Raw genomic sequence first — 12,823 nt, 5'->3', positions numbered from 1 at the left:
TGGATCACCCTAGGTGGCTACGCAACTGCCTTCACTGCGGGGGCGTTTACGGACGTATCCGGCGCGGCGGCCACGCGGCGCATGCGCGTGGGCATTCCAAGGGTCGGGTGCGAGGTCGCCCACAGGGAGAGCGCGACGAGGCGCACCTTGAGCCGCGCGGACTTCCGGCCGCCCATGTGCTTCGGCTTCGGCTGCCCCTGGTCGTCGACCGACTGCCAGATCGCGTCCTGCCGTCCGAGGCTGATGTGATTGTACGTGTAGGCCAGCTTGGTGTTCGGGATCTTGCGGCCGGTCAGGCGTCCCACGATCGCGGGGATGGCCTGCTGGCTGGTACAGCCGCCCGTTCCGCAGGACATCGGCAGCGGCCGGCCGTTGTCGCCGATGGCGTGGACGCTGTCGCCGATGGCGTAGACGTCCGGGTGCGAGACCGACCGCATGGTGCGGTCGACGACGATCTGACCGCTCTCGGTGACCTCAAGCCCACTGGCGGCGGCGAGGGGGCTGACCGCGAACCCTGCCGTCCACACGGTTGCGTCGGACGCCAGGACGGTGCCGTCGGCACACAGCACCCGCGTCGCTTCGATGGCCTCGGCCTCGGTGTGCTCCAGGACGGTGATGCCCAGCCGGTCGCAGGCCCGGCGCAGGTGGCCCCGGGCTCCTGCGGAGAGCCGGGCGCCCAGCTCGCCGCGGGCGATCAGCGTCACCGACAGACCGGGCCGGGTTTCGGCGATCTCGGTGGCGGTCTCGATGCCGGTCAACCCGTCGCCGACGACCACCACGCACCCGCCGTCGCCCAGGCTGTCCAGGCGCTCGCGCAGCCGCAGCGCCGAGGGCCGGGTGGCGACGTCGAAGGCGTGCTCGGCCGCGCCGGGGAGACCGTCGACGTCGCCGTGGCTGCCGAGCGCGTAGACAAGCGTGTCGTAGCCGAGTTCGCCGCCACCATCGGCGTCGGCCACGGCGACGACCCGGCGCTCGGGGTCGACGGCGGTGACACGGGCCACGCGCAGCCGTATCCCCGTGCCCGCGAACACATCGGCGAGCTTCGGAGCCGTGATCTGCCGGCCGGCCGCCAACTGGTGCAGCCGCATCCGCTCGACGAAGTCCGGCTCGGCGTTGACCACGGTGACCTCGGTGTCCTCCGGGGACAGCCGGCGGGCCAGGTTCCCGGCCGCGTAGGCCCCGGCGTAGCCGGCGCCGAGTACGACGATGCGGTGCTTCATGGGGTGCTCCTGTCGGTTCGCTTGGTCTCGGTGACTTGAGCGGGACAGCACACCGATTGCTGACAGGAACCACATGTGACCTGGGTCACATGACGGCAGGATCACTGAGTGGCACTGACGTGGCGTCAGCAAGCGGATATATCAGGCGACCAGCCGGAGTGGGGCGCGTAGCATCACCGCAGATCAGGCAGGTCGAATACATATATTGCGGGGCACGCATGGGCGGGGACGACGGAACCGGGGTGGCGGCTGCCGTACGGCTGGGTGAAGGGGTGGCGTTGGACGAGGCGCTCGATGTCAGTGATCCTGACGCGTGGCTCGGCCTCGATCTCGGCGTACGGGATCTCGGCTGGTCGCGGCGCGAGTTGCTGCCCACGCGGGCCGAGGTCATCGACGGGCAGGCGACTGGGCTCCTGAGAGGGTTCGCCGCTCGACGGCAGACCCGGGAGCTCGACGACGCCCGGCTCGCGATGGCGCTGTGCCACCCTGACGGGCGGGTGCGGGAGGCGGCCGTGGGCCAGGCAGCGGGGCGGCAGGCCCTGTTGCCGCTCGTCGTCGTCCGATGTGCCGACTGGGTGGCGCCGGTGCGCGAGCGGGCGCGCGAAGTGCTGCGGGCCGGGCTCGACGGCGCGGATGCCACAGGGATCGCGGCGCTGGTCCTGAGGGCTGGACGTCGATACCGCGGGGAGTTCGCGGTCGGACTGTTGCGCGAACTGCTGTGCCGGGCACCGCACGGGCGGCTCGTGCCGCTGCTCACCGACGGGGACCTCTACGTGCGCAGGTTCGCCTATCGCATCGCCGTGGCCGAGGGTCGGCTGTCCCTCCCCGAGCTGGCCCGTACCGCCGCCCGCGACAACGACACGGTCGTCCAGAAGCTGTGCGCCGACGCCTCGCTCGCCGGAGCGTCGGAAGGCGACTACGACGACGTGCTCGTGCCGCTGCTCGGCTCCCGTAATCCTTGGGTGCGGTCGGCCGGTGTGACCGGGCTGCGGCGGGCAGGACAGGCCGGCCGGGCAGAGGGTTTCCTGGTCGACCGCTCGGCGCTGGTGCGGGCTTGCGCGCGCTATGTCGTTCGGCAGGACGGGGTCGATCCGCTTCCGCTGTACCGGGACTGGTGCACGCGCGCCGGCGAGGTGCCGCCGGGGGCACCGGCCGGGCTCGGCGAGTGCGGGGTACGCGCCGATGCCGAGCTCCTGTGGCCGCTGGTCACGCACTCTGTGGCTGCGGTCAGGAAAGGTGCTGTGGTGGGGCTGCGTGCTCGGGACGCGGTGGAGGTGGAACGGCTGCGCGTGCTCCTGGACGATCCGGCACCGGCCGTCGCACGCGAGGCGGCGACCGCGCTGGCCCCGTCAGCAGACCGCCTGGGTACCGACTGGCTGCTCGACCGGCTCGCTCCGGATCGGCCCCGGCACACCCGGCTCGCCGCGTTCAGGCTGCTCGACGTACAAGGTGGAGTGCTCCAACTGCGTTCTGCCGTGGCTCTGTTGAACGACTCGGACGACAAGCTGCGCCGCTGGGCCGAGCAGTCCGTCCAGCGCTGGCAGCCGTCGGCGGACGTGCCGCTCGGGGACGCGGAGGTGGCCGAGCTGCTCGGCCGGTGCGAGCACCTCTTCAGCTCGTACGTGATGAAGCGCCTCAAGCGAGAGGCAGGAATCAGGAGTTGACCGTACGACACGCACTCGGCACCTAGCAGTCGAGTGTGGCGATGTCCGAATCCAGGACCGGATCGGTGGACGTGCCGCCGGGCCGGAACGTGCCGTCTGACCCGTGCCAGTGCAACGTGTACGTTCCGGCGGCGACGGGGCGGTATCCGTCGTCGACCCTCCAAGAGCCCGACTTCCCCCAGGCGATTCCGGTGCGCCCCACGGCGTACACCTCGCCATCGCCGATCACCAGGAAGGATGTCTCCCGCACCACTGCCGTGCAGCCGCCGGGGCCTGCGGGCTGCAGCACCAGGTAGTTCGCGTCGCCCAGGAGGTCGGAGGCTCCGCCGAACGCGACTCCCAGTGCGGCTGCGGCGGCCAGCAGGCCGGGGACGAGCCGGGGCAGGGCTGATCGGCGGTGTGGGGGCGCCAGGGTGGTGGGCGTGCGGTAGAGCGCTGTGTGGACTCTCTTGAAGGTCAGCACCGTGAGGAGCAGCGCCGCGCTTGCCGCCCAGCCCGGGATCACCTGGCCGGCCACGATCAGCAGCAGATCGCTCCAGGACGCGACGGCGGCGAGGAGCAGGGCGGACAGGGCTATGCCCAGGAACGCGTGCTGCTGCGTCACTCCGCCTGTTCGGAGCTGCCCTGTTTTCATCAGCGCACTCTATGGTCACGGCGCTGGTTACCGTTGTGCGCATGACATCGCTCTCGCTTCTGCCGCCCTGCTTCTCTCCGGAGGAGACCGCGGAGCTGGCCGGCCTCTACGCGAGCAACCCGGCTTACTGCCGCGCCTCCGGTGAGTACGACCCGGAGGATGTGCGGGCCGGTGAGGTCGAGGCGGATCTGCGTGCGGAGGCCGGGGGCGAGGGGTGTTCGGTGCTGCTCGCGCGGGATGCGGGTGGGGGGCTCGTGGGGCTGTTGTGTCTGCTCGACCGGCATCCCGTGGACGGACATCCCTGGATCGGGCTGCTGCTGGTGCACGGCAGCCGTCACCGTACGGGGGCCGGGCGGGAGTTGGCCGGTCTCGTCGAGGCGCGGTTCCGTGGGGAGGGGCGGGACGGTCTCCGGCTTGCCGTGCTGGAGAACAATCCGTCCGCTCTGGCCTTCTGGACCTCGCTCGGCTGGTACGAGATCGACCGCCGTCACGACCGGCGGCACGGGCGGGCCTGCATCGTCATGCACAAACCGCTGGTGGCGTGAGCGCCACCCGAATGACCTTGGTCGCGTGACAGCTTCGGCACGTACGTCGTTGAGGGGGAGCCCTGTGCCGGGGCGCTCGACGCATCGGGGGCCGCCGGCGCTTTCCACGCGATCACCGGAGGCTCCGATGACCACTGCCGCCCATGCGCCCCACCCCGAGCACGCCCATCAGCACGGCACGGGCTGCGGGCACGTTGCCGTACCGCATGACGATCACGTGGACTACGCGCACGACGGGCATCTGCACCGTGTGCACGACGGCCACGTCGATGAGTGCGAGCCCGGCGGGCATGCGGCGCATGAGGATCACGCGCACCAGCACGGGGACGGGTGCGGGCATGTTGCCGTGCCGCACGGGGACCATGTCGACTACGTGCACGACGGGCACCGGCACGCCGGTCATGGCGGGCACTGGGACGATCACTGATCCTTGATCGCGCCGCCCGCCCCCGGTCGCGCCCTGGGTCACACGTACGCGAGCAGCGCGTCCAGGGGGCGTGGGACGCGGCTGAGGCTCAGGGCTTCGACCAGGGCGCGGGCGTACTGGGCCTTTCGGCCGCTGTGCGTGCCCATGAAGCGGCGGAGCTGCTGTTCGGGGGTGCGGTCGCGCTGGGCCGGCTGCTTCTGGAAGGTGCGGAGCTGGCGCAACTCGCCTTCGCGGGCGACGACTTGTTCCACCGCGGCGGCGCCGAGGGCGCGGATCAGTTCGTCCTCCAGGTCCGCGTCGCAGACGAAGAAGCCCTGGGGTTCCACTCCGGCGTCCGCCAGGGCGCGGTTGAAGTAGTGCTCCTCCCCCGCGTCGCAGAGGCCGGCCAGTGCGAGGTCCAGGCCCCTGGGGCCGATGAGGTTCAGGAACCTGCTGATGCTCGTGGCGCCGCCGAGCGGGACGACGGCCACGCCCTCCTCGGCCAGGTTCCGGTCGTGGCGTGCGGCGAGCGCTTCCACTGCGGCATGGTCGCTGACGCCCTCGACGAGTACGACCGTACGCAGTGTCTCGGTGGCGGCCAGTTCCTGTGCGGCCGCGGCTGCCGCCGGGGCGTCCGAGCCTCCGGCCGCCCAGGTAACTGCCGCTCTGCTGAACCGGGTTGTCTGATCCATGCGCCCAAGTCTCGCAGGTCCGGGGCGCATTACCTCGGGAGTAATCGACCCTCCTGCCGCGGCCCGGCAAGCTGAAGTCATCCGGAGTCCGGGCGGCGCACTCCGCCCGGACTCCGGAACCCGACGACTCTGGAGGCTGATCCACCATGTCCGTGTCCGAGACCGCTGTCGCCCGTTACTTCGAGGCCTGGAACGCCAAGGGCGCCGAGAACATCGCCAAGGCCGTGGCCGCCGCCTGGACCGAGGACGGCAGCTACACCGACCCGCTGGCCGAGGTCGTCGGCCAGGAAGGGGTCGCCGCCGTGATCGCCGGGGCCCAGGGGCAGTTCCCGGGTTACGAGTTCCGGCAGACCGGGGCCGTCGACGCCCATCACGGCATCGCCCGCTTCGCATGGGAGCTGGTGTCGCTCGCCGACGGGTCCGCGCCCGTCGCCGGATCCGATGTGATCGCGCTCGCCGATGACGGGCGTATTCGTACGGTGCACGGGTTCCTGGACCGGGTGCCGGCCGTCTGAGCGCTGCGATCGCCCGCCCGTCCGCCCCCGGGATATCGGGGGCGGGCACGGTCCTGGTGGTCCTGCGGCGTCCTGCCGGGGCCCCGGCCCTCGGATAGCCTGGGTGCACGATGAACCGTTTGACGACTGCTTCGGGCGACTTCGCCCTCACCCGCTTCCCCGAGGACCCCCGCGATCAGCTGCGGGCGTGGGATGCCGCCGACGAGTATCTGCTGGAGCATCTCGCAGCGCTCGAACTCGACCCGGCCGCGACGGTCGTCGTGGTGGGTGACCGGTGGGGGGCGCTGGCCACGGCGCTCGGCGCCCGGCGGCCCGTGCAGATCACCGACTCCTTCCTCGGGCAGCAGGCGACCCGGGCGAATCTGGCGCGCGCGGGCGTCGGTGAAGGGGACGTGCGGCTGCTGACCACGCTGGATGCCGTGCCGGAGCGGATCGACGTGCTCGTCGTACGCGTACCGAAGAGCCTGGCGCTCCTGGAGGACCAGCTGCAGCGGCTCGCGCCCTCGCTGCACGCGGACACCGTCGTCGTCGGGGGCGGGATGGTCAAGGAGATCCACACCTCGACGCTGAAGCTTTTCGAGCAGATCGTGGGGCCGACCCGGACCTCGCTCGCCGTGAAGAAGGCCCGGCTGATCTTCACCACTCCGGACCTGGAGATCGCGCAGAGCGGGAGTTCCTGGCCTCGTCGATACGTACTGGACGCGGATGCCGGGGCGGGGGCCGGGCTCACGGCCGTCAACCACGCCGGGATCTTCTGCGCCGACCGTCTCGACATCGGGACCCGCTTCCTGCTGAAGCACCTGCCGGCGCGCAGCGGGAGAGGGCGTCTTCTCGATCTGGGCTGTGGCAACGGGATCGTGGGGACGGCGGCCGCGGCCCGGAATCCCGACGCCGAGGCCCTGTTCGTGGACGAGTCCTTCGCCGCCGTCGCCTCCGCCGAGGAGACCTTCCGGGAGAACCTCGGGGCGCAGCGCAAGGCGGAGTTCCTGGTCGGGGACGGGACGTCATCGATTCCGGCCGATTCGGTGGATCTCGTACTGAACAATCCGCCCTTCCACACGCATCAGTCGATCACCGACCAGAGCGCCCGGCGCATGTTCGGCGGGTCGAAGGCCGTGCTGAGGAGCGGTGGCGAACTTTTCGTCGTCGGCAACCGTCATCTGGGGTACCACCAGATGCTGCGGCGGATCTTCGGGAACTGCGAAGTCGTCGCCGGTGACCCGAAGTTCGTGGTGCTGCGGGCCGAAAAGAAGGGCTAGTCCTTCCTGTCCTCGTTCGGCTCAACGCCGCGCGCCCCGGGGGTGTGCGGTCGGTCGGCGCTGCACGGTGGGGCCATGAGCGCCTTCTCCTCCTCCGTTCAAACCGTGACCGCGCTGTGGAACCGGATGCCGTTCGTCGGGCGGGTGGCGAGTCAGCTCACCGCCGTGAACATCTTCGACTCCGCGACCCGGCTGGCCTCGACGACGTTTCTCTCCGCCGTGCCGGTGCTCTTCGTCATCGGCGCCTTCGCCCCGCAGGCCGTACGGGATCAGCTGGTCAACTCGCTGCGCGTGGTGATGGGGCTCGGCGGCTCGACGATCGAGCAGGTGCAGGGGGTGCTCACCGCCGACAGCGGGCACCTCAAGGACACGTCGGGTGTGGTCGGTGTGCTGGTGACGCTGGCGTCGGCGACCGCGTGCAGCAGGGCGCTGCAACGGGTCTGCGAGCGGTCGTGGCATCTGCGGGCCGCCGGGCTGAAGTTGGTGATCTGGCGCTGGGTGGCCTGGCTGGTGGTGCTGCTCGTGGCGCTCATCGCGCAGGGCGCGCTGCACGACGGCTTCGGTACGGGGGCGGCGCTCGGCATTCCACTGTCGCTGGCGGCGAGCGTGCTGCTCTGGTGGTGGACGCAGCATCTGCTGCTCGGAGGGCGGGTGCCGTGGCTGCCACTGCTGCCGGGAGCCCTCCTCACCGGGGTCGCGGTGGTGGCGGTGACCTGGGGTTCGCGGTTGTACGTACCGCGCACGCTGCAGCGGAGTGTGGACCAATTCGGGCCGCTGGGCGCGGTGTTCACGCTGTTGTCGTGGCTCATCGTGTTCTTCGCCTGCATCACCGTGGGGATCGCACTCGGGTACGTCATCGCGCATGAGCAGCCGTTCGACCGGTGGCTGCGGACTTCTGCGGCCACCGGTCGGACGGAGGAACCGGACGCGGAGTCGGGTCAGCGTCCGTAACGGATCAGGAAGCGGACCATCCGGCATGTGGTGTCGGACGGCGGGTGGATTCCGATACGGGCGGCTGTCGACCGTATTTTGATGTTGGGGGCCTGCTCCGGCTGATAGACCCCGGAGTCGAGCAGGGCTATGGCCAGGCGCATCGCCTTGAGCCTGCGGTTGTGGTTGACGTACCACTCGCGCGGCCTTCCGGCGGGCAGTGGCTTCTTGAGGAGAGGCTCCGTCGTGAGTGTGGCTACGGCCATCGGCTACCTCCGAGCGCTGGTGGTGGAACCCTGGCGAACTCCCTCTATTTTACTGCCCACCACTGACAATCGCCGCTGGCCAGACGGGCTTTGGGCGGTACCGTGAGCCCCATGGAGATCTGGCTTAACCCTGCTTGTTCCAAGTGCCGCGGTGCGGTGGATCTGCTGGACGCGGAAGGGGCTTCGTACACCGTCCGCCGCTATCTGGAAGACGTACCGACGGAGGATGAGATCCGGGCCGTGCTGGGGCGCCTCGGTCTTGAGCCGTGGGACATCACCCGGACCCAGGAGGCCGAGGCGAAGGAGCTCGGGGTCAAGGAGTGGGCGCGCGACGAGGCGGCGCGGGGGCGGTGGATCGCGGCGCTCGCGGCGCATCCGAAGCTGATCCAGCGGCCCATCATCACCGCCGACGACGGGACCGCGGTGGTGGGTCGTACGGAGGAGGCGGTACGGGAGGCGATGGGGCGCGGGTCAGAGGGGAACTGAGTACCAGCGGCGGTGGACCAGCGGCGACCTGCAGGACGCCGGCCGCGGCGACCGCTCCCCCCGCTACCACCAGCGGGCGCGGCAGCGTCAGCGGGCCGAGGCCCACGACGACCGCGAGGGTGCCGGCGCGGAACGGCCCCCAGAGGCGAGGCGCGCGACGACCGCCTCCCTGGTGAAGGGGAGGCGGTCGAGGCTTTGCGGGTCGTGGTCGACGACCGGGTCGGAGATCTCCAGCAGCTGCACGCGCGTACGGTACGCGACGTGCGGCGGTGTCAGCGCTCGTCCGTGCCCGCGACCTTGCCGGTCGCCAGGGCGAGCCGGTTCCAGGTGTTGATCGTGAAGATCAGGGCGAGGACCTGGGCGAGCTCCTGCTCGTCGAAGTGGGCGGCGGCCCGGGTGTAGACGTCGTCCGGAAGCCCGGCGTCCGCGATCAGGGTGACCGCCTCGGTGAGCGCCAGGGCCGCCTGCTCCTTCTCCGTGTAGAAGTGCGGGGCCTCGTGCCACACCTGCGTCATGTGCAGACGGTCCTCGCTCTCCCCTGCCTTGCGGGCGTCGTTGGTGTGCATGTGCAGGCAGTACGCGCAGTGGTTGAGCTGTGAGGAGCGGATCTGGATCAGCTCGACCAGCGCCGGGTCCAGGCCTTCGCGAGCCGCCGCGTCGAAGCCGATGAGGGCGCGGAAGGCCTTGGGGGCCGCCTTGGCGAAGTTGATGCGGGAAGCGGTCTTGACCTGCTGTGTCGTCGTCATGGATGTAAATCTACGGCCTCAGGTGACCCCTCACAGGGTGCAATCAGGCCCCGGAATTCAGGGTCAATTCCGCCTCGGCGAGGATCTCCGTGAGCCGCAGCCCGAAGCGCGCGTCGCACGCGTGCGGCTGTCCGCTCCGTACGGAATCGAGCAGCGCGTCCACCGCCGCCGCGAAGGGCGCTCGCGCCCCGTCCCACTCCGGCAGCGTCACCACGCCCTGCTTGCCGCGCAGTTCCACGCGCATGCCGGCGGCGGCGGGCGGTGCGCTCAGCCCGAGGGTGGCGGTGCTGGACGCGCCGGAGGTGTGGCGCAGGACGAGGTGGACGGTGTCGGCGGGGCCCGGGGCGGCCGTCACCCGGGTGACGTCGCCGAGCACGGGGATGAGTACGGAAAGGGCGTGCGGGCCGACGTCCCACAGGCCGCCCTTCTCCTTGCGCCAGGGCGAGTCGGCGAACGGGCTGTCCGCGCCCTCGGAGAACAGGGCGCCGAGCCACTGGGCGGAGGCGGTGAACCAGCCTCCTGCGGCGGCCTGTCGGTCGATCCATTCGACCGGTCCCGAGGCGAAGCGGATCGTGCAGAAGACAACCGAGGCGACGCCAGCCTTGTCCACGGCGTCGGCCACCGCCCGTGCGCCGTCGACCGTCGTCGCCACCGGCTTGTCGAGGAGGAGATGGCATCCGGCGGCAGCGGCCCGTACGGCGAGCGGCGCCTGGATGTCGGGCGGGAGGGCCACGGCGACGGCGTCGCTCGCCGCGAAGAGGGCGTCCACGTCGTCGTATGCGGTCGTGGAGTGCGCGGCGGCGAGCGCGGCGGCCGCTTCGGGGCGCCGGCCCCATACGCCGCTGAAGGTGACGGCGGGGTGGGCGGCGAGGGCGGGGGCGTGGGTGGCGGCGGCCCAGGGGCCCGTGCCGAGGAGTCCGATGCGCAGCCGCGGGACGGCGGGGGCTTCCTGCTCGATCTCCTCCACGATCTGCTCCACGACCTCGGGCGTGGGTTCCGGCAGCGTGCCGGACGTGGGCTCGGGCAGGGGCTCTGGGGCGGTCTCTGTCGTCATGGACTCCAGTGTGCGCCCGCTCACCTACCACGCGGCATATCGCAGGAAACCTGAGAAACAAGCAGTTCACATTCGGGCAACGATCGGGAAATCACATATTGCGAAGCTTCCCCGCATAGACCTGCTGCACCCGCAAAGGATGGCTTCCGTGACGTTCAAGGCTGAGTACATCTGGATCGACGGCACCGAGCCGACCGCCCGGCTCCGGTCCAAGACGAAGATCATGACCGACGCGTCGGCCGAGCTTCCGATCTGGGGTTTCGACGGTTCCAGCACGAACCAGGCCGAGGGCCACGCATCCGACCGCGTGCTCAAGCCGGTCTTCTCCTGCCCGGACCCGATACGCGGCGGCGAGCACATCCTCGTCATGTGCGAGGTCCTGAACATCGACATGACGCCGCACGAGTCCAACACCCGTGCGCTGCTGACCCCGGTCGCCGAGCAGTTCGCGGCCCAGGAGCCGATCTTCGGCATCGAGCAGGAGTACACCTTCTTCGACGGTGCCCGGCCGCTCGGCTTCCCCGTCGGCGGCTTCCCGGCCGCACAGGGCGGTTACTACTGCGGTGTCGGTTCGGACGAGATCTTCGGCCGCGACATCGTGGAGAAGCACCTCGACAACTGTCTCGCCGCGGGTCTGGGCATCTCCGGCATCAACGCCGAAGTCATGCCGGGCCAGTGGGAGTTCCAGGTCGGCCCGCTCTCCCCGCTGGAGGTCTCCGACCAGCTGTGGATCGCCCGCTGGCTGCTCTACCGCACCGCCGAGGACTTCAATGTCTCCGCGACCCTCGACCCCAAGCCGGTCAAGGGCGACTGGAACGGCGCGGGCGCGCACACCAACTTCTCCACCAAGGCGATGCGCGAGGGTTACGACGCGATCATCACCGCCGCCGAGTCGCTCGGCGAGGGCTCGAAGCCGATGGACCACGTCAAGCACTACGGCGCGGGCATCGACGAGCGCCTGACCGGTCTGCACGAGACCGCCCCGTGGAACGAGTACAGCTACGGCGTCTCCGACCGCGGCGCCTCGGTCCGTATCCCGTGGCAGGTCGAGCAGGACCAGAAGGGCTACATCGAGGACCGCCGCCCGAACGCCAACGTCGACCCGTACGTCGTCACGCGGCTGATCGTCGACACCTGCTGCGCGGCCCTGGAGAAGGCCGACCAGGTCTGACCCGACCGCACCACCCCGCGAACCGCGCCGAGGGCGCCCACTGTCACGGTGGGCGCCCTCGGCGTATTCCAGGGCGCGTTGTCAGTGCTGCGTGCCACGCTGGGGTCATGTTGGCGATCAGTGTGACGACCGAGCCCGGCGAGACGTACGAGCGGATTTCCGCGCCCCGGCTCAGTGAGCTGGTGGGGCGGATCGGCCCCGAGGGCGACCAGTTCCTCGTGGTGGAGCGGATACCGCAGGCTCCGGACGTCTTCGTCCAGGTGTGGCACGAGACCGGCGGGGACTATCAGTTGGAGCACCGGTCGGGTGGTCCCGATGCCCACTTCCAGTCCATGGTCGCCACGGCGGATCTGGTCGCCGAGGTCATGGCCAGCTGGGCGCGGGACGTGGAGGGGTGGGATGCGGGCGTCGTCTGGAAGCGCCTGGACCTCGCGGTGCCCGAGATCGAGGACGGGGTGCGCGTACAAGTCGAGGAGCATGTACGGGAGTTGCTGGCCGTCGGGTACCACACCCGCGCGGAGCTCGCCGAGGCGGCCGAGGAGTGGCTGGTCGTGGGGGATCACCGCCCGGTGTCCAAGCAGCAGGCCTGGGCGCTGGTGCACCGGCTCTGGCAGGAGCGCCTGGAGGAACAGGCGGGCTGGGAGGGCGAGACGGATCCCGAGCGGGTCGAGGCCGTCTTCGCGGCACTTGAGGAGGACGGCATCACCGGCCGGGCGCACTTCACCTGCTGCCGCAGTTGTGGTCTCAGCGAGATATGGGGGGCGGGCCGCGAGGACGCCCGCGGATTCGTCTTCTTCCACTCGCAGGGTGCCGGGCACGCGGCGGCCGGGCACGGTCTGACGCTGATGTACGGAGGCTTCGACGGTTCGGCCGAGACCACGGCGGCCGTGGGGCGTGAGGTGGCGGCAGCCCTTGCCGGTGCGGATCTGCCCGTGGAGTGGAACGGCTCTCCGGACGAGTCGATCACGGTGGCGCCGCTGGACTGGCGCAAGCGGCTGGCGGGCTGACCCTGCGCGTCACCGGCGGGCACGGAGGGGCGCACGTCGGCACCTGATGCGCCCCCTTCGCTGCTGCCGGTGTCCAGGATCCGTATCAGCCTGTGAGAGCGGGGGCCCGGCCGGGCAACGCGTCTGCTTCAATGGGGACATGGCCGGATACCCGAACGACACCGCGACAGGTCGCAGCGACCTCGAGCCGTTCTGGCCCTCTCGTCAGCATCACGACTTCGACCGGGT

16 protein-coding genes are annotated in these 12,823 nt (G+C 70.5%); 9 read left to right on the top strand and 7 right to left on the bottom strand.

Annotated features, from left to right (window positions below; all coding sequences use genetic code 11):
- Positions 1-17: 17 nt before the first annotated feature.
- The gene (locus AB0H78_RS27935; protein ID WP_363237372.1) at positions 18-1,220 is read right to left on the bottom strand and encodes an FAD-dependent oxidoreductase; all 1,203 of its coding nucleotides are present in this window, start codon (positions 1,218-1,220) and stop codon (positions 18-20) included.
- A 218-nt stretch (positions 1,221-1,438) separates the two neighbouring features.
- On the opposite strand from AB0H78_RS27935, the gene AB0H78_RS27930 reads away from it, so the two are divergent.
- Positions 1,439-2,884, top strand: coding sequence for a hypothetical protein (locus AB0H78_RS27930; protein ID WP_363237371.1), 1,446 nt, complete (start codon positions 1,439-1,441; stop codon positions 2,882-2,884).
- 22 nt (positions 2,885-2,906) lie between these two features.
- Here the strand turns inward: AB0H78_RS27930 and AB0H78_RS27925 are convergent, their stop codons facing one another.
- On the bottom strand, positions 2,907-3,518 hold the full coding sequence (locus tag AB0H78_RS27925; RefSeq protein WP_363237370.1) for a hypothetical protein: 612 nt from the start codon (positions 3,516-3,518) through the stop codon (positions 2,907-2,909).
- A gap of 41 nt (positions 3,519-3,559) precedes the next feature.
- On the opposite strand from AB0H78_RS27925, the gene AB0H78_RS27920 reads away from it, so the two are divergent.
- Complete coding sequence (locus tag AB0H78_RS27920) at positions 3,560-4,063, top strand: GNAT family N-acetyltransferase (protein ID WP_363237369.1); 504 nt, start codon at positions 3,560-3,562, stop codon at positions 4,061-4,063.
- A 127-nt stretch (positions 4,064-4,190) separates the two neighbouring features.
- Positions 4,191-4,490 (top strand): hypothetical protein, encoded by a 300-nt coding sequence (locus AB0H78_RS27915; RefSeq protein WP_363237368.1) that lies wholly within the window; start codon positions 4,191-4,193, stop codon positions 4,488-4,490.
- Positions 4,491-4,528: 38 nt separating this feature from the next.
- Here the strand turns inward: AB0H78_RS27915 and AB0H78_RS27910 are convergent, their stop codons facing one another.
- The gene (locus AB0H78_RS27910) at positions 4,529-5,161 is read right to left on the bottom strand and encodes an ATP-dependent endonuclease (protein ID WP_363237367.1); all 633 of its coding nucleotides are present in this window, start codon (positions 5,159-5,161) and stop codon (positions 4,529-4,531) included.
- 146 nt (positions 5,162-5,307) lie between these two features.
- On the opposite strand from AB0H78_RS27910, the gene AB0H78_RS27905 reads away from it, so the two are divergent.
- The 3 genes from AB0H78_RS27905 to AB0H78_RS27895 all read left to right on the top strand — a co-directional run bounded on the left by AB0H78_RS27905 (position 5,308) and on the right by AB0H78_RS27895 (position 7,886).
- Positions 5,308-5,676, top strand: a complete 369-nt coding sequence (locus AB0H78_RS27905) for a nuclear transport factor 2 family protein (RefSeq protein WP_363237366.1) — start codon at positions 5,308-5,310, stop codon at positions 5,674-5,676.
- 110 nt (positions 5,677-5,786) lie between these two features.
- The gene (locus AB0H78_RS27900; protein ID WP_363237365.1) at positions 5,787-6,935 is read left to right on the top strand and encodes a methyltransferase; all 1,149 of its coding nucleotides are present in this window, start codon (positions 5,787-5,789) and stop codon (positions 6,933-6,935) included.
- A gap of 75 nt (positions 6,936-7,010) precedes the next feature.
- Positions 7,011-7,886, top strand: coding sequence for a YhjD/YihY/BrkB family envelope integrity protein (locus AB0H78_RS27895; protein ID WP_363237364.1), 876 nt, complete (start codon positions 7,011-7,013; stop codon positions 7,884-7,886).
- On the opposite strand, the gene AB0H78_RS27890 is transcribed toward AB0H78_RS27895, so the two are convergent.
- Positions 7,874-8,131, bottom strand: coding sequence for a hypothetical protein (locus AB0H78_RS27890; protein WP_363237363.1), 258 nt, complete (start codon positions 8,129-8,131; stop codon positions 7,874-7,876). The two genes, AB0H78_RS27895 and AB0H78_RS27890, sit on opposite strands and share 13 nt — an antisense overlap.
- 111 nt (positions 8,132-8,242) lie before the next feature.
- On the opposite strand from AB0H78_RS27890, the gene AB0H78_RS27885 reads away from it, so the two are divergent.
- A complete protein-coding gene (locus AB0H78_RS27885; protein ID WP_363237362.1) occupies positions 8,243-8,617 on the top strand; it encodes an arsenate reductase family protein in 375 nt (124 codons plus the stop codon).
- Positions 8,618-8,704: 87 nt separating this feature from the next.
- Here AB0H78_RS27885 and AB0H78_RS27880 read toward each other — a convergent pair whose 3' ends face one another.
- From AB0H78_RS27880 to AB0H78_RS27870, 3 genes are read right to left on the bottom strand one after another with little or no spacing between them, the layout of a single operon-like run.
- On the bottom strand, positions 8,705-8,860 hold the full coding sequence (locus tag AB0H78_RS27880; RefSeq protein WP_363237361.1) for a hypothetical protein: 156 nt from the start codon (positions 8,858-8,860) through the stop codon (positions 8,705-8,707).
- Between the two features lie 29 nt (positions 8,861-8,889).
- A complete protein-coding gene (locus AB0H78_RS27875) occupies positions 8,890-9,363 on the bottom strand; it encodes a carboxymuconolactone decarboxylase family protein (RefSeq protein ID WP_363237360.1) in 474 nt (157 codons plus the stop codon).
- Positions 9,364-9,406: 43 nt separating this feature from the next.
- On the bottom strand, positions 9,407-10,417 hold the full coding sequence (locus AB0H78_RS27870) for a Gfo/Idh/MocA family oxidoreductase (protein WP_363237359.1): 1,011 nt from the start codon (positions 10,415-10,417) through the stop codon (positions 9,407-9,409).
- 148 nt (positions 10,418-10,565) lie between these two features.
- Between AB0H78_RS27870 and glnII the strand changes: the two genes are divergently transcribed.
- Both glnII and AB0H78_RS27860 read left to right on the top strand, forming a co-directional pair.
- Complete coding sequence (gene glnII, locus AB0H78_RS27865) at positions 10,566-11,588, top strand: glutamine synthetase (RefSeq protein ID WP_363237358.1); 1,023 nt, start codon at positions 10,566-10,568, stop codon at positions 11,586-11,588.
- A 107-nt stretch (positions 11,589-11,695) separates the two neighbouring features.
- Positions 11,696-12,595, top strand: coding sequence for a hypothetical protein (locus AB0H78_RS27860; RefSeq protein ID WP_363237357.1), 900 nt, complete (start codon positions 11,696-11,698; stop codon positions 12,593-12,595).
- The last annotated feature ends 228 nt before the right edge of the window (positions 12,596-12,823 follow it).

It is taken from the genome of Streptomyces sp. NPDC050738 (genome assembly GCF_040654175.1).
GTDB lineage: Bacteria > Actinomycetota > Actinomycetes > Streptomycetales > Streptomycetaceae > Streptomyces.
Note: the sequence above shows the minus strand (reverse complement) of the source record. Positions and strands in the feature narration are given on the sequence as shown.